Origin of the sequence: Collinsella sp. AF16-8 (genome assembly GCF_003462695.1) — a bacterium.
Classification (GTDB): domain Bacteria; phylum Actinomycetota; class Coriobacteriia; order Coriobacteriales; family Coriobacteriaceae; genus Collinsella.
This window is the reverse complement of sequence record NZ_QRXX01000001.1, coordinates 21,500-39,659: the sequence shown is the minus strand read 5'-3', so window position 1 is coordinate 39,659 and position 18,160 is coordinate 21,500. Positions and strand designations below refer to the sequence as shown.

The 18,160-nt window shown below is 61.5% G+C and carries 14 protein-coding genes and 3 tRNA genes; 7 read left to right on the top strand and 10 right to left on the bottom strand.

Translation table 11 applies throughout. The features are described 5' to 3' along the window. Positions 1–151 precede the first annotated feature (151 nt). The 3 genes from rho (at position 152) to DWW73_RS00175 (ending at position 4,869) form a co-directional block, all read left to right on the top strand. On the top strand, positions 152–2,698 hold the full coding sequence (gene rho / locus DWW73_RS00185; protein ID WP_233509073.1) for a transcription termination factor Rho: 2,547 nt from the start codon (positions 152–154) through the stop codon (positions 2,696–2,698). 313 nt (positions 2,699–3,011) lie between these two features. Then, on the top strand, positions 3,012–4,412 hold the full coding sequence (locus DWW73_RS00180) for a hypothetical protein (RefSeq protein WP_055252331.1): 1,401 nt from the start codon (positions 3,012–3,014) through the stop codon (positions 4,410–4,412). 7 nt (positions 4,413–4,419) lie between these two features. Beyond that, entirely contained in the window at positions 4,420–4,869 is a 450-nt protein-coding gene (locus tag DWW73_RS00175; protein ID WP_117583742.1) for a VanZ family protein, read from the top strand. A 115-nt stretch (positions 4,870–4,984) separates the two neighbouring features. On the opposite strand, the gene DWW73_RS00170 is transcribed toward DWW73_RS00175, so the two are convergent. Together DWW73_RS00170 and DWW73_RS00165 are read right to left on the bottom strand one after the other, a co-directional pair. Then, the gene (locus DWW73_RS00170; RefSeq protein WP_117757951.1) at positions 4,985–5,872 is read right to left on the bottom strand and encodes an ROK family protein; all 888 of its coding nucleotides are present in this window, start codon (positions 5,870–5,872) and stop codon (positions 4,985–4,987) included. A gap of 137 nt (positions 5,873–6,009) precedes the next feature. Further along, the gene (locus tag DWW73_RS00165; RefSeq protein ID WP_117778427.1) at positions 6,010–7,191 is read right to left on the bottom strand and encodes a pyridoxal phosphate-dependent aminotransferase; all 1,182 of its coding nucleotides are present in this window, start codon (positions 7,189–7,191) and stop codon (positions 6,010–6,012) included. Between the two features lie 164 nt (positions 7,192–7,355). On the opposite strand from DWW73_RS00165, the gene DWW73_RS00160 reads away from it, so the two are divergent. The 3 genes from DWW73_RS00160 to DWW73_RS00150 all read left to right on the top strand — a co-directional run bounded on the left by DWW73_RS00160 (position 7,356) and on the right by DWW73_RS00150 (position 7,649). Beyond that, positions 7,356–7,432, top strand: a tRNA-His gene (locus DWW73_RS00160). 22 nt (positions 7,433–7,454) lie between these two features. Next, positions 7,455–7,530 (top strand) — tRNA-Lys (locus tag DWW73_RS00155). 43 nt (positions 7,531–7,573) lie between these two features. Then, positions 7,574–7,649: transfer RNA gene (locus tag DWW73_RS00150), tRNA-Lys, on the top strand. A 197-nt stretch (positions 7,650–7,846) separates the two neighbouring features. Here the strand turns inward: DWW73_RS00150 and dinD are convergent. The 4 genes from dinD to DWW73_RS00130 all read right to left on the bottom strand — a co-directional run bounded on the left by dinD (position 7,847) and on the right by DWW73_RS00130 (position 12,449). After that, the gene (dinD, locus tag DWW73_RS00145; RefSeq protein WP_117778426.1) at positions 7,847–8,707 is read right to left on the bottom strand and encodes a DNA damage-inducible protein D; all 861 of its coding nucleotides are present in this window, start codon (positions 8,705–8,707) and stop codon (positions 7,847–7,849) included. Positions 8,708–8,868: 161 nt separating this feature from the next. Then, positions 8,869–10,395: an FAD-dependent oxidoreductase gene (locus tag DWW73_RS00140; RefSeq protein ID WP_117778425.1), complete on the bottom strand. Its 1,527-nt coding sequence runs from the start codon at positions 10,393–10,395 to the stop codon at positions 8,869–8,871. Between the two features lie 296 nt (positions 10,396–10,691). Further along, the gene (locus DWW73_RS00135) at positions 10,692–11,696 is read right to left on the bottom strand and encodes a GGGtGRT protein (protein WP_117640944.1); all 1,005 of its coding nucleotides are present in this window, start codon (positions 11,694–11,696) and stop codon (positions 10,692–10,694) included. Between the two features lie 18 nt (positions 11,697–11,714). Then, entirely contained in the window at positions 11,715–12,449 is a 735-nt protein-coding gene (locus DWW73_RS00130; protein ID WP_022094816.1) for an iron-sulfur cluster assembly scaffold protein, read from the bottom strand. Between the two features lie 403 nt (positions 12,450–12,852). On the opposite strand from DWW73_RS00130, the gene DWW73_RS00125 reads away from it, so the two are divergent. Continuing rightward, positions 12,853–13,653: a transposase gene (locus DWW73_RS00125; RefSeq protein ID WP_117778424.1), complete on the top strand. Its 801-nt coding sequence runs from the start codon at positions 12,853–12,855 to the stop codon at positions 13,651–13,653. A 65-nt stretch (positions 13,654–13,718) separates the two neighbouring features. On the opposite strand, the gene sufU is transcribed toward DWW73_RS00125, so the two are convergent. From sufU to sufB, 4 genes are read right to left on the bottom strand one after another with little or no spacing between them, the layout of a single operon-like run. Further along, entirely contained in the window at positions 13,719–14,153 is a 435-nt protein-coding gene (gene sufU / locus DWW73_RS00120; protein ID WP_117583738.1) for a Fe-S cluster assembly sulfur transfer protein SufU, read from the bottom strand. Further along, positions 14,146–15,471, bottom strand: coding sequence for an aminotransferase class V-fold PLP-dependent enzyme (locus DWW73_RS00115; RefSeq protein ID WP_199413441.1), 1,326 nt, complete (start codon positions 15,469–15,471; stop codon positions 14,146–14,148). Before DWW73_RS00115 ends, sufU begins: the two co-directional genes overlap by 8 nt. Next, positions 15,468–16,739 carry a SufD family Fe-S cluster assembly protein gene (locus tag DWW73_RS00110; protein ID WP_117778423.1) on the bottom strand — a complete coding sequence of 424 codons (1,272 nt, stop codon included), beginning with the start codon at positions 16,737–16,739 and terminating at the stop codon, positions 15,468–15,470. The genes DWW73_RS00115 and DWW73_RS00110 overlap by 4 nt, the downstream gene beginning before the upstream one ends. Beyond that, a complete protein-coding gene (sufB, locus tag DWW73_RS00105; protein WP_022094821.1) occupies positions 16,739–18,151 on the bottom strand; it encodes a Fe-S cluster assembly protein SufB in 1,413 nt (470 codons plus the stop codon). Before sufB ends, DWW73_RS00110 begins: the two co-directional genes overlap by 1 nt. Between the last annotated feature and the right edge of the window lie 9 nt (positions 18,152–18,160).

Below are 18,160 nucleotides of genomic sequence, written 5' to 3'. Positions count from 1 at the left end.
GTTACACTAACGCTGCGTAGTTGACGCAATCATCTCGATATAGATCAATGATGTCCGTCGTTTTGAACGGAACTAGACTGTTTAGCCGCCCTGAAGGTTTATGCAGGGAGCATGTGATCACAGGGCTTGAAAAGAAAGTTGAGCAAACACTGTGTCTGATCAACAGCAAGAAAACGAAATAACGACGACGCAAGCCGCTCCCGCTGCACCGGTTGCGTCGGACCAGGTCGCGGCGCCCGCGCAAGCCTCGGCTCCCGAGACGCCTAAGGCTGCTTCGACGCCTGCGCCTGCAACTGGTGAGGAGGCTGCTCCGGCAAAGCCCAAGCTCGCGCGCCGCACGGCCAAGCCTGCCGCTGACGGCGAGGAGGTCACCAAGCCCAAGCGCCGTACCACGCGCACGACGCGCGCCAAGCGCACCGTTGCAGCTGACTCCTCGGCGCCGATTTCCGATGAGGTCGCGCAGGCACGTGCGTTGGCGCAGATTAGCGAGGCTCAGGTGGTGCGCGCCCGCCGTCGTGCTGCCGAGCGCGAGGCCGCGGCTCTGACCGAGCTTGCAGCTCCGTCTGTGCCCGAGACGCCTGCCGCCATCGAGACCCCTGCCGCCGGCCTGCCGACCGAGAAGCCGGCACCGCGCACACGCCGCCGCACGGCTGCTAAGGCCGAGCAAGTTGCGGAACAGGTAGCCCCCGAGCTCACTGAGGCTTCGGTCCGTTCCGCGGCAGGGGAGGGCACATTGCCTGTTGAGCCCGCTGCGCCTGTCGAGGCCAACGAAGTTCCCGTTGTCGATCCGGCTTTGCGCCCGCACCGTCGCGGTCGCAAGCCCAAGGCCTTTGTCGAGGCAGAGAAGGCCGCAGCAGCAGCCGCCGCCGCTCGGGATGCTGCGGCGACCGCCGAGTCTGCAACCGCTGCCGATGCACCCGTCCAGGATGCTACGACTTCCGAGGCCGCTCCCGCCGATGCCGAGCCCGCCGACGTCCGTCCCGGTCGCAGCCGTCGTACTGCTGCTAAGCGCACGTCCAAGGCCAAGGCTGCCAAGAAGGGTGCGTCCGAGGATTCTGCCGAGACGACCGCCGATGCGTCGACTGATGTCGCCAAGGCCCAGGACGTCGAACAGCCTGCGTCCGAGAAGCCCAAGCGCGGTCGTAAGAAGTCCGTTAAGGCCAAGGCGTCCGAGCAGCAGGATGTCGAAGCGCAGGTTGATTCTGGCGCCGAGGCCAATGACGCCGCCGCGGCCAATGTTGGCACCGCCGCAACCGATGGTGCCGCCCCCGCTGAGGGCGAAGACGGCACTCGTCCCAACCGTCGCCAGCACAAGCGCAACGACGAGCGCAACGAGCGTAAGGACGACCGCAACAACGACCGTCGCAACCGCCAGCGCGATCGCAAACAGCGCAACAAGGAGCGTAATGCCGTTCCCACCGAGCCCACGCTTTCGCGCGAGGAACTCGCGGCCATGAAGGTCGCTGAGCTGCGCGAGAAGGCTAAGGAGTTCGAGATCGAGACGACCGGCAAGAAGAAGGCCGAGCTCGTCGAGGAAATCTACGTCACCGCTGCGAAGGCCGAGGGCTTCCGCGACATCAAGGGCATTCTGCAGATTCGCCCGGACAGCTCCGGCATCATCCACGCCCATGGCTACATGAAGTCCAACGACGACGCCTTCGTGCCCGCCTACCTCATCCGCTCCGCGCGCCTGCGCACGGGCGACGTCATCGAGGGCTCGCTGCGTCCTTCGCGCGGCGGCGACAAGCGCGCCGGCCTCGCCAAAATCACGACCGTCAACGGTCTGGACCCCGAGCAGATTCGCAACCGTCCCAAGTTCGGCGACCTCACCCCGGTCTATCCCAACGAGCCGCTGCGCATGGAGCACGGCAAGGACTCTATTACCGGTCGCGCCATCGACATCGTGTCACCGATCGGCAAGGGCCAGCGCGGCCTGATCGTGTCCCCGCCCAAGGCCGGCAAGACCACGATCCTCAAGAAGATCTGCCAGTCTATCTCGATTAACAACCCCGAGGTGCACCTCATCTGCCTGCTCGTCGACGAGCGCCCCGAAGAGGTCACCGATATGCAGCGTTCCATCAAGGGTGAGGTTGTGGCGTCGACCTTCGATATGCCTGCCGACAACCACACCCGCGTGGCAGAGCTCGTCATCGAGCGCGCCAAGCGCATCGTAGAGCTGGGTGGCGACGTCGTGGTGGTGCTCGACTCCATCACGCGCCTCGCCCGCGCCTACAACTTGGCGGCGCCTGCCTCGGGCCGCATCCTTTCGGGCGGCGTCGATTCGGCGGCACTGTATCCGCCCAAGCGCTTCCTGGGTGCAGCCCGCAATATCGAGAACGGCGGCTCGCTCACCATCCTGGCCTCTGCCCTCATCGACACCGGTTCCAAGATGGACGAGGTCATTTTCGAGGAGTTCAAGGGCACCGGCAACATGGAGCTTAAGCTCGACCGCGACCTGGCCGACCGCCGCATCTTCCCGGCTATCGACCCCGTTGCCTCCGGTACGCGTAACGAGGACCTGTTGGTCGACGAGCAGATGCGTCCGTTTGTCTTTGGTCTGCGTCGCATTCTTGCCGGCATGAACAATACCGAGCGTGCGGCGGCGTCGTTTATCAAGGGTCTGAAGGGCACCAACACCAACCAGGAGTTCCTGGTGCGTTCGGCCAAAAAACACAGCGACTACGAGCAGACGTTCTAGGTTGTCATCCACGCGCTGCGATAGTCATCAATGCGATAAAGGGTCGGGGCTTTGAGCCTCGGCCCCTTTCCATTGCGCCGCTCCGCGCTTATTTTTGACCGTAAGACCGACGAGCAGCAGGTTTCCCGTTTCAATCCGACATCGTCGCTTGCAATCGGCAGGGCGGTTTCGCATAATAGCTTTTAAGCTTCGCGACGGAAAACGCAGATGAAACGAACCATATACCGTTGCTTTGGGGCATAGCCCCGCTTCATCTTCTCTCGCGCAGCCAACTGAATGATGCGATTTGGGTGCTGGAAGATGGGGAGAGCTCATGGCTTCTTCTGATGCAACACAACGAGCAGTCCTTGCCGGACTTTCCTGCGGGATCGGCCTTGCCGCCCCCGTGGTGATGTATGCCGCGACGCTGCCGTTCTCGTCGGTCAACGAGACGGTTGTCGCGGGCGCTGTTCCCTTTGCCGTCGGTGCGGTGGCGGGCGTGGGCATCTATGCCGCCTCGCTGGGTATCTCCGAGTACCGTGCGCAGCGTGAAGAGCGTCTGTTCCAGCCCGATGCCATGGGCGGTGCCGCCAATCTCAATCAGCATCAAAGCGAGTTCAAGACCGCCTCGATTCCAGCTCAGCAGCAGGATGCGACTCCATATGCTGCCGCTTCTGCTTCTCAGGCTCAGTCGGAGCAGTCTACCTCGGCATTCCTTTCCGGCCTGACTGGTGCGTTCCAGCGCCGTCATGCCGATGATGGTGTCCCTACCATCGCTCGAGCCGCAGATGCCATGGACGAGGCCGAGGCTTGGTCCATGATCGACAGTATGCTCGACGACGATTCGCCGGTGAGCTGCGACCCTGCGCGCTCGCGCGACGTCTATCAAGTCGCCATCGACGAGCTCACCAACGGCGGGCAGACCGGCTCCTTCAATCGCGACGACATCGCCGCCGCGGCACGCGCCGTGTCTGGCTCCCAGGCCGCCCCTGCGGGCAGCACGGCGGCTTTTGTGGCACTCGTTGCCAACGCGGCAGCCAATAACGCCTGCAGCGCCACCTCGGCGGACGTGAACGCTTCTGCCGATAATTCGTACGTTGATGAAGCCATGACCGCGGACGAGGAGGCCGTTGCCGCCCGCCGTGCCGCCGAAAGCTCGCTTTGGGGCGCTCCTGCCCAGCAGCAGGCGGCTGAGGCTGCGCCGTACAACGCAAACCTCGCCAGCATGCCTATCATTTTCGGTGCCGCGGACATCGATCTCGATGACCTCGATGAGCCTGCAGCCATCACCGCATCGATTGATGCCCAAGATCGCATCGACACCGGTGACCTTCCGGATGCCTCGCTCGAGGTTGATGTCCCCATGGCCGATTACTCGGGCCACGAGGACATGTGGGCCGCTGCCACCGCGATTCTGGACGAGATCGACGAGCCTGCTCCTGTTGCAGCTCCCGCTCCCGTCGCTGCCCCTCAGCCTGCTGCACCCGCCTATGTCGGCCGTCACAGCGCTGTGTTCCCCGAGGATACCGCCCGTATCTCGCGCGAGGGCATCGAGCGAGCCGAGGCTATTGCCGCCGGCATTATGGAAAATCGTCGTCACGAGCGCGTCAATCAGATCCTCGAGGAAGAGATCGAGCGCCTGCAGTCCTCTACCGCCAAGCGTACGGGCCGTGCCTATCTGAGCGTTATCGAGGGCGGTACCGCCAGCTTCGCGCCGCTCCGCGCGGAGGCATAACTTCTGCATGGTTAAGATCAATCGAAAATGGGCGGTCGTAACCTGCCTGATGGCGCTCTTGATCTGGGGCAATTCGCTGGTTCCCGGCTCGGGGTCGGGCTCACTGAGCCTAACGGTCATGGAAGCTATCCGCGGTTTCCTGCACGGCGTGGGACTTCCATATGAATGGGTGACCAACTTTGTTGTTCGTAAGTGCGCGCATTTTACCGAGTATTTGGTGCTCGGCATCCTGGCAACGCACGCCTTTGATTTTGAGGGCCGACGCACCTTTGACGTGCTGCTGCCCACGGCAGTGTTCCTGCTGCTGATTCCCTCGATCGACGAGACGATTCAGCTCTTTGTGCCGGGACGCGCCGGCATGATCACTGATGTGATGATCGACTGCTGTGGAGCGGCAACGGGCGTTGTGCTCCGATATCTCTTACGGTCGCTGATGTGCGCCAAAAAGGCCGCCTAAGGACGCATTGTTTGGTCCTAGGCGGCCTTTTTTATTGGAGGGCTTATATGAGGTGTGGCGGCGTCGTTCCATAGGTCGGATTTGCCGGGTGCGCCACGCCCTGTGGGTGCGTCTGTTACTGAAGCGCCTGTGCGCCTAGGGCCAGGCAGCCCATGATGCCCTGCTTGCCCTCGAGGCTGTTGTTGACGATGTAGGTATCGATGTCGTTGACCTCGGGCGTGACGATATAGCCGTTGAGCATCTCGGCGCACTTCTTGCGCGCGAGCGGCGCGATGGGGGTGTGGTCGGCCACGCCGCCGCCGATGACGATCTTCTGCGGCGCATAGCACAGGATGAAGGTCATGAGCGCCTGCGCCAGATAGCCGGCGAGCAGATCCATGGCCTCCGGGTCATCGGCCATGTCTCCGGCGCTCTTGCCATCCCAGCGCCTTTTAACGCCGGGGCCGGCGATGAGGCCCTCGAGGCAGTTGTCGTGGAAGGGGCAGGCGCTGTGCTCGCCAATGGTGTCGCGCGGGTCGCGCGTGACCAGGATGTGACCGGCCTCGGGATGCATCATGCCGTGCACGAGCTTACCGCCCGAGAGCACGCCAGCGCCCACGCCGGTACCGATGGTCAGATACACCACGTCCGTGAGGCCCTGGGCGCAACCAAAGGTGACCTCGCCCAGGCAGGCGACGTTGACGTCGGTGTCGTAGCCGCAGGGAATATTGAGCTCGTTTTGGATGGTGCCCAGCAGGTCAAAGTAGCGCCATGCCGTTTTGGGCGTCTCCAGGATCTTGCCGTATTGGGGCGAGGCGGGGTTGACTGCGGTGGGGCCAAAGGCGCCGATGCCCAGCGCGGCGATGCCCTTGTTCGCAAACCATGCGTTGACGGCCTCGACGGTCTCCTGCGGGGTCGTGGTCGCGATCTGCTCGCACTCCAGGACCATACCGTCTGCATAGCCCGTGGCGCAGACCATCTTGGTGCCGCCGGCCTCGAGCGCTCCGATAAGCTGCTCTGCCATAGTATTCCTCTCTGGGATGAGTTGCTCCGTGACTAATGTATAGCGCTCAAAAAAATAAATGAGGTCGCTATAAAAAGAAACCTCGTGGCCCAACGGGTTCACGAGGTTTCTTTAGTGCCTTTAGTTACTGACCGTCCTTACCCGCGCGGTTCGATTTTATCACGTAGCGACTTGAGGTTCTCAAGCGCAGCGTTGAGCGTCTCGTCTCGCTTGGCAAAGTGGAAACGAATCAGATGGTTGACGGGCTCGCGGAAGAAGCTCGAGCCGGGCACGGCGCCCACGCCCACCTTGGAGGCCAAATCCTCGCAGAAGTCGAGGTCGCTGTTATAGCCAAACTCCGAGATATCCATCATCACGTAGTAGGCGCCCTGCGGCACGTTGTGCGTGAGTCCGATGCTGTCGAGTCCCTGACAGAATAGGTCGCGCTTGGCGGTGTAGAGGTCGAGGACCTCCTGGTAATAGCTGTCGTCGAAGTTGAGGGCGGTGACGACGGCCTCTTGCAGGGGAGCGGCGGCGCCCACGGTGAGGAAGTCGTGAACCTTTTTGATGCGCTCGGTGATTTCGGCAGGAGCGATGGTGTAGCCCAGGCGCCAGCCGGTGATGGAGTAGGTCTTGGATAGCGAGCTGCAGCTGATGGTGCGCTCAAACATGCCGGGCAGCGTGGCCATGTACACGTGCTCGTGGGGCGCGTAGACGATGTGCTCGTAGACCTCGTCGGTGATGCAGTAGGCGTCATACTTTTTGCACAGGTCGGCGATAAGGGTGAGCTCCTCGCGGGTAAAGACCTTGCCGCAGGGGTTGGACGGGTTGCATAGAACGATCGCCTTGGGATCGTTGTCGCGGAAGGCCGCCTCCAGGACCTCACGGTCAAAGTCAAAGGTGGGCGGGTTGAGCGGCACGTAGATAGGCTCCGCACCCGAAAGGATCGTGTCGGCGCCGTAGTTCTCGTAGAATGGCGAGAAGATGACGACCTTGTCGCCGGGGTTCGTGACCGTCATCATGGCGGCCATCATGGCCTCGGTGGAGCCGCAGGTGACCACGATGTTCTCGTTGGGGTTGATCGGCATGCCCATAAAGTGCTCCTGCTTGGCGGCAAGCGCCTCGCGCATGGCCTGGGAGCCCCAGGTGATGGAGTACTGGTGGTAAAGCGGCTTGGGGTCGGTGGCAATGGTGCTGAGGCTATCGAGCAGCTGCGCCGGGGGATCGAAATCGGGGAAGCCCTGCGACAGGTTGACGGCACCATACTTGTTGGAGATGCGCGTCATGCGGCGGATGACCGAATCGGTAAACGCCGCCGTGCGGTTGGAGAGTTCTTTCATGCCTATCCTTTCGAGCATTGGGTGGAGCAAGTTTACTCCTATGGAACCGGTGGGATTTGCTCGAAACGGGCTCGAAAAACTCTTTTCAAAATTCTTGAAAATTGGGGCTTGCATCGCGTGGCGTTCCTTGCAATAATAGTCGAGCGCGAAGCGCACAGGACACGGTGGGTGTAGCTCAGTTGGCTAGAGCGACGGGTTGTGGTCCCGTAGGTCGAGGGTTCGAGTCCCTTTACCCACCCCAGTTCTTGCTTCGTGTCGATATCGGGTCGTTAGCTCAGTTGGTAGAGCAGGGGACTCTTAATCCCAAGGTCCAGGGTTCGACCCCCTGACGGCCCACCACACGATATCTCCTCTAAAGTCCGCCACCACGGACTTTAGCTTTGGGTCGTTAGCTCAGTTGGTAGAGCAGGGGACTCTTAATCCCAAGGTCCAGGGTTCGACCCCCTGACGGCCCACCAAAGCATGTTTAGACGGTCAACGAAAGTTGGCCGTCTTTTTTTGTTAACAGTACATGGGGTCGAACCCGTAAGGGCGCGGAGCTGAGGAAATGCGCGAGCATTTGCCAGCGCAGCGCGCAAGGCGCGAAGCGCCGCAGCGGCCGCCTGCGCAGCAGGCTGACCCCCCCCTGACGGCCCACCAAAGTAACCCGGAATATTTACAAATCGAGTCTACCCTGTGGATCGGTAAAGCCGTCTGTACCCTCCTTGAGTTTCTTCTCGTCTGCCTTCACGCGACGCTCGAGCTTCTTTGTGTCCTCGGCAGGTGGTAGATTTTCGGGGACAATTCCGCGGTCGATGAGGCTGCCACGCACGCTTGTGTTGTTCTCGACGTGCTCTTGCTTGATCTGGTCCAGACCGTACAGGTCGTGTTCCTCGGCGTTGAAGGCCGTCATCGAGTTCGTAAGGTCCTTTGCTTTGATGAGGACATCGGCTAACCTGTCCGCCAATGCCGCGCTCTTGGGTACGCCGAGCTGCTGCTTCATTTCCGCCGTGCTTCTGCCGCCGAATAATGCTTCATCGCCCTTCGACTTGATGATCGCGAATCCTTTGGAGTCCACGCCGCGTTTGAACGCAATACCCGAGAGCTGTTTCTCTGAATCGGATAGCGAGTGGCGCGCCTGCAAACGCTGAATCTCTGCGAAGCGCTGCTCTATGAGCTCTTGGCGGCGCGTCTGCACGGCAAAATATGCCTGGGCGAGCGCGATTTCGGGCTTGTTTGGGTCTCCGTTTTGGGCGATTAAATAGCATGCGTAGCGTGTCAGCTTGTAGTCTTTTACGGCTCGTTTGGCGATGCCGGCATCTACCATTTTGCTGGCCTCAGCAAAATGGGCGGCAACAGGCATTTTATTGGTGTCACACGATGCCATGGATCTCTTAACCGCAGTCTCAAAATTACGCCATTGGGTGTATCCGAGGGGCTCCATTAAATCGCGTGCGAGCCAATACTCAACGCCGTCTTCTACATGGGCGTAGCTGTCAAGTTTGACACGCCACTTCTCGATATCTCTACTGTCCATATCTCCCCCTCGCTGATCTATTGTCTATGCGGGCTTTGCCCGCTCTGTATTCGGAGTAAGGATACGCTGCCGTGCGGACACGTATGGGCCCCGTGCCACTTCGAGTTCACGGGGGCCATAGATATCGATTAGTTGTGTTCTGCTTTAGATAGGTGTTCAGTTTAGTCTGCTCGATAATGGGAACCGAGACTTTCGGTTCGGTTGCGCATGGCTTTGACCATTTCCTGTGCTAGCTGAATCTGCGATTCCAAGCGGGCAAGGGCTGCGACTTGGCTGTCATGAGCGTTTCGCATTCTCAGAGTCGTTGCTTCCGCCTTCAGGCTCTCAATCTCCTGCAGCGCTGTGTAGAGGCCCGTCTCGGTGCGGTTGATCATGCAATAGGTACTCATCGTATGCTTAAGGCTGCGTGTCAGGCGTTCGGCATCTGTTGTGGCAATGCCGTACTGGGGGAGGGCGATATCCGCCTTCAGGGCTGCCTCAGGTGCATTCTGTGCTGCCTGGGCTGCCGATGCGCCCGCGATGCGCCCAAATACGATGCCGTTGGCGCTCGACAGGCCTCCGATGCGATCGGCGCCGTGCATGCCGCCTGTCGCCTCGCCGCAGGCATACAGGCCTTCAACGCCCGTGTACGCAGTCTTGTCTATTTTGATGCCGCCATTGGCAGCGTGGGCATACATCGCCACACGCATCTCGTCGGTCGGTGCGATGCCGTGCTCGTCTTGCAGCCAGGTGGCAAAGGTCTGCACAAACTCGGGGACGTCCTCGCGGGGGAAGTCGTAGTGGAGCGCCAGGCCTTCGGCGCCTGCTTGATCGATGGCAAGATCGATGGCGCGGGAAGCTAGGCGCGAAGTGAAGGGACCATATCCGGAGCGTTGCTCAAGCAGATCGTCCAGCATGTCGTCGGCGATATCGACCGGCTGGTCTACATGTACGTAACGCCAGGTCTTTTCGTTAAAGACAAGGTTTCGCTTAGGCTCGATGAAGCCGGTCATCATCTGCATGAACTCTATATTAGAAAGGGACGCACCGTGCGCCAGCGCGATTCCCTGTGATGAGCTGAGTACGTCGGCGGAAGTGAGGCTGCGCTCGAATAGGCCGCCGGTGCCGCCCGCAGCAATGATAGTGGCCTTAGCTGCCATGGGCACGAGATGCTCGCTTGCGCGGTCGTAGAGTACGGCGCCGGCAATCTTCCCGGTTGTATCCTCAACAAGGTCTATAAGCTCGTGGCGGGGGAGCAGGCGAATGCTGAGAGACTCGATCCGGGTCGTCAGAGCGTCCTCAAGGGGCTTACGGGTGAGGCCGCGCCACATGCGCGTCTTGTGGTCAAAACAGGGGATAAATTGCTTTTGCTGGGCGCTCTCAGCGCTTTGCGGACGCTGGAGCTCAACGCCTAGGTCTTGCTCGAGCCATTCAATTGCTTGGGGAATGCTGTGGACAAACGTCTGGACAAGCTCGGGGTCGGCGACGCCGCCACCAACGGTCTGGATGGTATCGATGAGGTCTTGTTCGTCGTCTTCGTTAACGGGTCCGATAAGCCCCAGGCCCCAGGTTCCGGGGAAGAAGCTCGATCCACTCATAGTCTTGCCGGCGCTTGCCACAGTGACGGTTGCACCCGTGCGTGCCGCTTCGATGGCGGCGCAAAGGCCCGCAATGCCAGATCCAATTACCAGTACATCAGTCGATTCCATCGGATTCCTTTCTCGTCCGGCGCATTGTCGCACGGGAGATCGGCAATGGGGCCGCAAAGACTCGGCAAATCGGTAAAGGGCAAATATGGCAGGTGGGCGTCATGGGCGCGTGACGGTTCCGTCTCGCTGCAACTCATATTCCCCTGCAGCTGATATATCGGTAGTAGATGGTCTTGCGACGGGGTAGCTAAAATAGCCTCATCCCAAATTAGCTACCCCTCTGGAAGAAAAAAGAGCCGCTACCCCGAAAGGTAACGGCTCCAAAGCTCAACTATGTGAGCATCGCGCGGACGCGATTAGGCCTTGAGGGCCTCCTCGACGGCGACAGCGCAGGCGACGGTGGCACCGACCATGGGGTTGTTGCCCATGCCGATGAGACCCATCATGTCAACGTGCGCAGGCACGGAGGAAGAACCGGCGAACTGGGCGTCGGAGTGCATACGGCCCATGGTGTCGGTCATGCCGTAAGAGGCAGGGCCGGCGCCCATGTTGTCCGGGTGCAGGGTACGGCCAGTGCCGCCACCAGAAGCGACGGAGAAGTACTTCTTGCCAGCCTCGATGCGCTCCTTCTTGTAGGTGCCAGCGACGGGGTGCTGGAAGCGCGTGGGGTTGGTGGAGTTACCGGTGATCGAGATGTCGACGTTCTCGTGCCACATGATGGCAACGCCCTCGCGGACGTCGTCGGAGCCGTAGCAGTTAACGGCAGCACGGGGACCATCGGAGTAGGGGATGGTCTCGACGACCTTGAGCTCGCCCGTGTAGTAGTCGAACTGGGTCTTCACATAGGTGAAGCCGTTGATGCGGGCGATGATCTGGGCGGCGTCCTTGCCCAGACCGTTGAGGATGACGCGCAGCGGCTTCTTACGAGCCTTGTTGGCGTTCAGAGCCAGGCCGATGGCGCCCTCAGCGGCAGCGAAGGACTCGTGGCCAGCCAGGAAGGCGAAGCACTCGGTGTCGTCGGAGAGCAGCATAGCGCCCAGGTTGCCGTGGCCCAGACCGACCTTGCGGTCCTCAGCGACGGAGCCGGGGACGGTGAAGGCCTGGATGCCCTCGCCGATGATGGCGGCAGCCTCAGAAGCGGACTTGGCGCCACGCTTGACAGCGAGAGCGCAACCGAGGGTGTAGGCCCACTCGGCGTTCTGGAAGGCGATGGACTGGGTGTTGTTGACGATCTCACGCGGGTTGAAGCCCTTGTCGGTGCAGATCTGCAGAGCTTCCTCGAGGGAGGCGATGCCGTTGTCGGCGAGGCACTTGTTGATCTTGTCAGCGCGGCGCTCGTAACCTTCGAACGTAACAGTCATAGTTATTTCCCTCCCTTTCTACTCGTGAACCGGGAACACGCTGGCGACGGAGTGAGTCTCTTCGTCGGTGCGCGGGTCGATGTACTTGGCAGCGTTGTCCCACTGACCATAGTGGCCCATAGCGCCAGCGATGGCCTCCTCGGGGGTCTTGCCGGCCTTGACGGCGTCGGTGAACTTGCCGAGGTTCAGGAACTCGAATGCGATGATCTCGTTCTTGTCGTTGAGAGCCATGCGGGTGACGTAGCCCTGAGCGAGCTCGAGGTAACGAGCGCCCTTGGCCTTGGTGCCGAACATGGTGCCGACCTGAGAGCGAAGGCCCTTGCCGAGGTCGTCGAGGGAGGCGCCCACGGGCAGGCCGCCCTCGGAGAACGCGGTCTGGCTGCGGCCGTAAACGATCTGCAGGAAGATCTCGCGCATAGCAACGTTGATGGCGTCGCAGACGAGGTCGGTGTTGAGGGCCTCGAGGATGGTCTTACCGGGAAGGATCTCGGAAGCCATGGCGGCAGAGTGGGTCATGCCCGAGCAGCCGATGGTCTCAACGAGGGCCTCCTCGATGATGCCGTCCTTGACGTTCAGCGTGAGCTTGCAGGCGCCCTGCTGAGGTGCGCACCAACCCACACCGTGCGTAAGACCGGAGATGTCGGAAATCTCCTTAGCCTGGACCCACTTGCCCTCCTCGGGGATGGGTGCGGGGCCGTGGTATGCACCCTTGGCAACGGGGCACATGTTCTCCACTTCCTGTGAGTACTGCATGCCTCTCCTCTCTATCGTGTTGGCGTCCCGTCTGGGGGTCGTGGCTGGCGATTGCCGGGCGACCCTTCGAAAGGGACATGACATGCAGCCCTTATAATACCGCGAAATGCACGGAATATTCGGCGAACGGCTCAGTTTTCGTAGCGAGAAGCGCGGAACTTTCAATTGAAGCGTTTTAACTCTATGTTCTGTGGTCGCGAACTTCCGTAGAGGGGGTCCGTCTTGGGCAAGCTTTTGGTCAGCTCTTGTAAGCGTTGCAGGGGGTGACCTGTTGCAACGGTGCCGTTCGCCGCCTGTTTACTGCCTTTGGCCGCGCGAGTGTATTGTTTTGCGTGAATGTTTTGATGGCACGCTTCAATCGTGCTGTATTGGATGGCAAGCAGATCCCGGCGAAGGGAGCGCCATGCAGCGCGTTTGGAGAACGGTTACCGGTTTTTACCATGTCTGTGCCCGCGGTACGGGCAAGCAGCCCATCTTTGAGGGCGACGAAGACCGGTGGGAGTTTTTGGAACTGATGCGCGACTGCTGCCGCGAGGCGGGCGTGACGGTTATCGCCTGGTGCCTTATGGGCAATCACGTGCATCTTGTGCTTTCAGATTACGAGGACGCGATGAGCGCGGCGATGCACCGGCTGCTTTTGACGTACGCGCGGCGGTTCAATAAACGCACGGGGCGCACAGGCCATCTGTTCCAGAACCGTTTTGACCGGCGCTCGCTCGATACCGACCGATATCTAATGGCTGCCATTCGCTATGTTCACGCTAATCCGCAGGAGGCGGGTATCGCCCTGATCGAGCGTTATCCCTGGAGCAGCTTTGCCGAGTATCTGAGAGCGTATGACAACGATACGACGAGGGGATTTTCGGACCCTTCTTGTGTGCTTGAGCTCTTTGAGTCTGCCAAGGGGTTTCTGGATTATTCTCTGTCGATGCCCGATGGTTCCGATCCGGTGATTCACGATATGGATGAGACAGAGTGGGAGCGGCGTGCGTTTGCCGACAAGATGGCGAAGCGCCTGGGCGTGCCGCTCAACGAACTCAAGACCGTAGCGCCCTCGCGGCGAGATGGAATCATTTTCGCCCTGCACGATGTCGGCTACACGGTGCGCGAGATCGAACGATATACGGGAATCAGCAAGAGTACCGTCTCTCGTATCGTGCGCGCTTATGTTCGGGTGAATGCTCAGGCTGAGGGCTCGGAATAGAAAATGGCCGAACCACTCTTGTCAAGCGATTCGGCCAACAAAATTCTTAAGATTTGGGACAAATACTACTGATTATTTTGTCCCGTGAGCATGCCGTCGAGGGTGCGCCAGGCGAGCTCGGCGCATTTGACGCGGGCGGGCATGTGCGAGATGTCCTGGAGCTGGGCGGCCTCGTCCAGGTCTTCCAAGTCCTCCTCGGAGAGCTGCTCGCCGCGGATCATGGCGAGGAAGAGCTCTGCCAAGCGGCGAGCTTCCTCGACGGTCTCGCCGGTGATGAGGTCGGCCATGATGTCGGCGCTTGCCTGGCTGATGGCGCAGCCGTGGCCGGTAAAGGAGGCCTCCTCGATCACGTTGTTCTCGACACGTAGCTGCAAGGTGAGCTCGTCTCCGCAGCTGGGGTTGATGCCGTCGTGCTCGTGCGTGGGGGCGTCCATCTCGTACTTATAGTCGGGGTGCGAGTTGTGCTCCATAAACGTGGTGGAGGTGTACAGATTACCCATTGAACGTGCTCCAAACGTGATGCAGGCCGGCGATGAACTTGTCGATATCGGCCTTGTCGTTGTAGAAGGCCACGCTGGCGCGGCAGCAGGCAAGGTTCTCGACGCCCAGCCAGGTGAGCAGCGGCTGCGCGCAGTGGTGACCGGCGCGGATGCAGACGCCGTCCATGTCCATGATGCTCGCTACGTCGTGCGGGTGGATGCCCTTGACGTTAAAGCTCACGACGCCGTGGTGGTTGTCCCAATAGATGGAGCCGATGATCTGGACAAAGTCGAGCTGCATGAGTTCGCCCATCAGATGGTGGACGAGTGCCTGCTCGCGGGCCTGGATGTTCTCGTAACCCACCGTGTTGACTAGGTAATCGAGTGCGGCGCCCGTGGCGAAGATGCCGGCGGCGTCCTGCGTGCCGGCCTCGAACTTCTCGGGGACGGGAGCCCAGACAGCGTTCTGCTCGGTGACCGAATCGATCATCTCGCCGCCGGTAAGCATGGGCGGCATGGCGTTGAGCAGGTCCATCTTGCCCCACAGCACGCCGATGCCCATGGGGCCCATGGCCTTGTGCGCACTAAAGGCAAAGAAGTCGGCGCCCAGGTCGGCCACATCGACCGGCATGTGCGGCAGCGACTGCGCGCCGTCGACGACCAGGTAGCCGCCGTACTTGTGCATGAGTTTGCCGAGGTTCTTGACCGGGTTCTCGACGCCCAGCACGTTGGAGACCTGTCCCACGGCTAGGATCTTGGTCTTGGGACCCACCTTGGCAAGAACCTCCTCGGTGGTGAGCTGGCCGGTCTTGGTGGGGTAGAGGTAGACGAGCTTGGCGCCGGTCTCGCGGCAGACCTGTTGCCACGGAATCAGGTTGGAGTGGTGCTCCATGATGGTGATGACGACCTCGTCGCCCGGTTCGAGCACTGTGGGCGCAAAGCTCTTAGCGACCAGGTTGAGCGACTCGCTCGTGTTGCGGGTGAAGACGACCTCGTTGGCCTGTGAGGCGCCGATGAGGTCAGCGATCTGCTGGCGGACCTTCGCGATGGCGTCGGTGGCCTCGACGGACAGCGAGTACAGGCCGCGCAGGGGGTTGGCGTTCATGCGCTGGTAGAAATCGCGCTCGGCGTCGAGCACGCAGGCGGGACGCTGCGCGGTGGCGGCACTATCGAGGAAGGCGATCTCGGGATGCTGCTGGAACAGCGGGAACTGTGCCTTGTAGGGGTTGGTCTCGATGTCTACGGTAGGCCAGCCGCGCGAGGCCTCGTCGCTGGCGTCGAGCTCCATGGGCTCGGGGGCGGTACAGGTGTCGCATTTAACGTGCTCGGTGTCGATCATGCGAGCTCCTCTTCAAAGTTGTCGATCAGGTTGTTGCCCAAGCGGACGACGGCGGCGCGGGTACGCTCGTCGGTGGCGGAAAGCGCGGCGTCTTCCAGCTTGGCGCGGATGAACAGGTCCTCGGCGGCGTTTTGGTCAAGGCCGCGGCAGGCGAGGTAGAACAGCTGCTCGTCGCGGACGTGACCGATGGTGGCGCCGTGGTTGCCGGCGACGTCGTCCTCGTCGCAGAGGATGACGGGGACGGTCTTGTTGTCGACGCCCTTGTTGGCCAAAAGCACCGTCTCGCGCTCGGTGCCGGTTGCACCCTTGCAGCCGTGCACGAGGTCGATGGTGCCGCGGTAGACCTTCTTGGACGTGCCGGTCAGCACGCCGTTGGCGTCGATCTCGCACTCGGTCTTGCGACCGCGGTGGCGCAGCTCGTAGTTAAAGTCGCGCACCTGCTCGCGGGCGCCCAGGTAATCGGTATCGATGGTGACCTTGGCGGTATCGCCCAGCAGGTCGCCGGCAAGGCCGGTGGCGCTGGCGCCGGCACCCAGGACAGTGTGCTGCACGTTGACGCGCGCGCCCTCGTCTAGGAACAGGCCGGTGTCGTCGAGTGCGATCCAGCTGTCGTCGAGTGTCTGCGTGCAGGTCACGTTGACGGTGGCGTACTCGTGGGCGCACACACGCAGCACGGAGCCCACGACGCCCTCGCCGGCAACGGGGGAGTCCAGGGCTAGGGCGAGGTCGAGCGTTGCCTGCGGGCGGGCGACGACGTCGATGGCGGCAATCGCAGCCGCTGCGTCGACGCCACTCACGCGCACGGTAACGGCGGCGTGCTGGTAGGCGGGAACATCGATGACGATGCGCTTGGTGGCGTGCTCGGTCAGATACGCATAGGCGGCCTCGCCCATGCCGGTCTCGAAGGCCTCGGTAGGGGAGAGCTCCTCCTCGAGCTTGATGGCGCCGGCCTGGTAGACAGAGGTGGCGGGCACGTCGAGCTCGGTCTCGGGCGTGATGCGGGCACGGTCGGCAGCGTCGCCGGGGGCGGAGGCGCGGCGCTCGGGGAAGCGCTCGGCCATGGCGTCCATGGCGGCGTCGAAGGCGTCGGCCGAGCCGGCAAGCTGCTCGTCCAAGCCCTCGACCTCAACGGCCTCGGTGGGAGCGGCGGCAAGTTCGTTCGAAAGTTCGAGCTTGGTCTGGTTCATCTTGAGCCAGCCCCAGGTTGCTGCGGGCATCGCGTTGACCTGCTCGAGCGTGGTGGCAGCGGTGTTGGTTTCCTGTTTCATTATCCGATCGCTCCTTCCATCTCGAGCTTGATCAGGTTGTTCATCTCGACGGCGTACTCCAGCGGCAGCTCCTTGGAGACCGGGTTGGCAAAGCCGTTGACGATCATGGTGCGGGCCTCTTCCTCCGAGATGCCGCGGCTCATCAGGTAGAACACCTTGTCGTCGCCGATGCGGCCGATGGTGGCCTCGTGGCCGATGTCGACGTTCTTGGCGCGGATGTCCATGGCGGGGATGGTGTCGGAGCGGCTCTGGTCGTCGAGCATGAGCGACTGGCAGCTCACGGTTGCCTTGGAACCCTCGGCCTTGGGCGTGGCCACGATGGAGCTGCGGAAGGTCTGAATGCCGCCGCTCTTGGAGATGCCCTTGGTCTCGACGGTTGCCGAGGTCTCGGGGGCGTTGAGCACGACCTTACAGCCGGTATCGAGGTTCTGCCCGGCGCCGGCAAAGGTGATGCCGGTAAAGCTCGACCGGGCGCGGCGGCCGTTGAGCACACTCATGGGGTAGAGGTAGCCCACGTGGCTGCCGAAGGAGCCACTGATCCACTCTATGTCGCCATCCTCGTCCACGCGCGCACGCTTGGTGTTGAGGTTGTACATGTTTTTGGACCAGTTCTCGATGGTCGAGTAGCGCAGGTGCGCACGCTTGCCCACAAAGAGCTCGACGGCGCCGGCGTGGAGGTTGGCAACGTTGTACTTGGGCGCGGAGCAACCCTCGATGAAGTGCAGGTCGGCGTCGTCCTCGACGATGATGAGCGTGTGCTCAAACTGGCCGGCGCCCTTGGCGTTAAGGCGGAAGTAGCTCTGCAGCGGGAAGTCCAACTTGGTGCCCTTGGGCACGTAGACAAACGAGCCGCCCGACCATACGGCGCCGTGCAGGGCCGCAAACTTGTGGTCGGTGGGCGGGATGAGCGTCATAAACTTCTCGTGGATGAGCGGCTCCCACTGCGGGTCGTGCAGGGCCTCCTCGATGCCGGAATAGACGATACCCATCTTGGACGCGGTGTCCTGCATGTTGTGGTAGACCAGCTCGGAGTCGTACTGCGCGCCGACGCCCGCCAGGTAGCTGCGCTCGGCCTCGGGGATGCCCAGGCGCTCAAAGGTGTTCTTGATGTCGTCGGGCACCGACTCCCAGTCGTGCTTTTGGTCGGTGTTGGGCTTGACGTAGGTGACGATGTTGTCCATGTCCAGGCCCTCGATGGAGGGGCCCCACGTCGGGTCGGGAAAACGATTGAAGATCTCGAGGGACTTTAAGCGCAGATCGAGCATCCACTGTGGCTCGTCCTTCTTGGCGCTGATCTCGCGCACGATGTCGGGCGTGATGCCGGCGTCGAGGCGCTCGAATCCCTCCTCGCCGTAGGTGAAGTCGTAGAGGCTGCGGTCGATGTCCGCGACCTCGGTGCGGTTCTTGGTCATTGCGTCGCC

Coding starts and splice junctions, on each gene's coding strand:
- DWW73_RS00125 (WP_117778424.1), top strand. CDS start 12,853: ATGCAGCGCGTTTGGAGAACGGTTACCGGTTTTTACCATGTCTGTGCC.
- DWW73_RS00175 (WP_117583742.1), top strand. CDS start 4,420: ATGGTTAAGATCAATCGAAAATGGGCGGTCGTAACCTGCCTGATGGCG.
- DWW73_RS00165 (WP_117778427.1), bottom strand. CDS start 7,191: ATGAAAGAACTCTCCAACCGCACGGCGGCGTTTACCGATTCGGTCATC.
- DWW73_RS00135 (WP_117640944.1), bottom strand. CDS start 11,696: ATGACTGTTACGTTCGAAGGTTACGAGCGCCGCGCTGACAAGATCAAC.
- DWW73_RS00140 (WP_117778425.1), bottom strand. CDS start 10,395: ATGGAATCGACTGATGTACTGGTAATTGGATCTGGCATTGCGGGCCTT.
- sufB (WP_022094821.1), bottom strand. CDS start 18,151: ATGACCAAGAACCGCACCGAGGTCGCGGACATCGACCGCAGCCTCTAC.
- DWW73_RS00115 (WP_199413441.1), bottom strand. CDS start 15,471: ATGATCGACACCGAGCACGTTAAATGCGACACCTGTACCGCCCCCGAG.
- sufU (WP_117583738.1), bottom strand. CDS start 14,153: ATGGGTAATCTGTACACCTCCACCACGTTTATGGAGCACAACTCGCAC.
- DWW73_RS00180 (WP_055252331.1), top strand. CDS start 3,012: ATGGCTTCTTCTGATGCAACACAACGAGCAGTCCTTGCCGGACTTTCC.
- DWW73_RS00110 (WP_117778423.1), bottom strand. CDS start 16,739: ATGAAACAGGAAACCAACACCGCTGCCACCACGCTCGAGCAGGTCAAC.
- dinD (WP_117778426.1), bottom strand. CDS start 8,707: ATGGACAGTAGAGATATCGAGAAGTGGCGTGTCAAACTTGACAGCTAC.
- DWW73_RS00170 (WP_117757951.1), bottom strand. CDS start 5,872: ATGGCAGAGCAGCTTATCGGAGCGCTCGAGGCCGGCGGCACCAAGATG.
- DWW73_RS00130 (WP_022094816.1), bottom strand. CDS start 12,449: ATGCAGTACTCACAGGAAGTGGAGAACATGTGCCCCGTTGCCAAGGGT.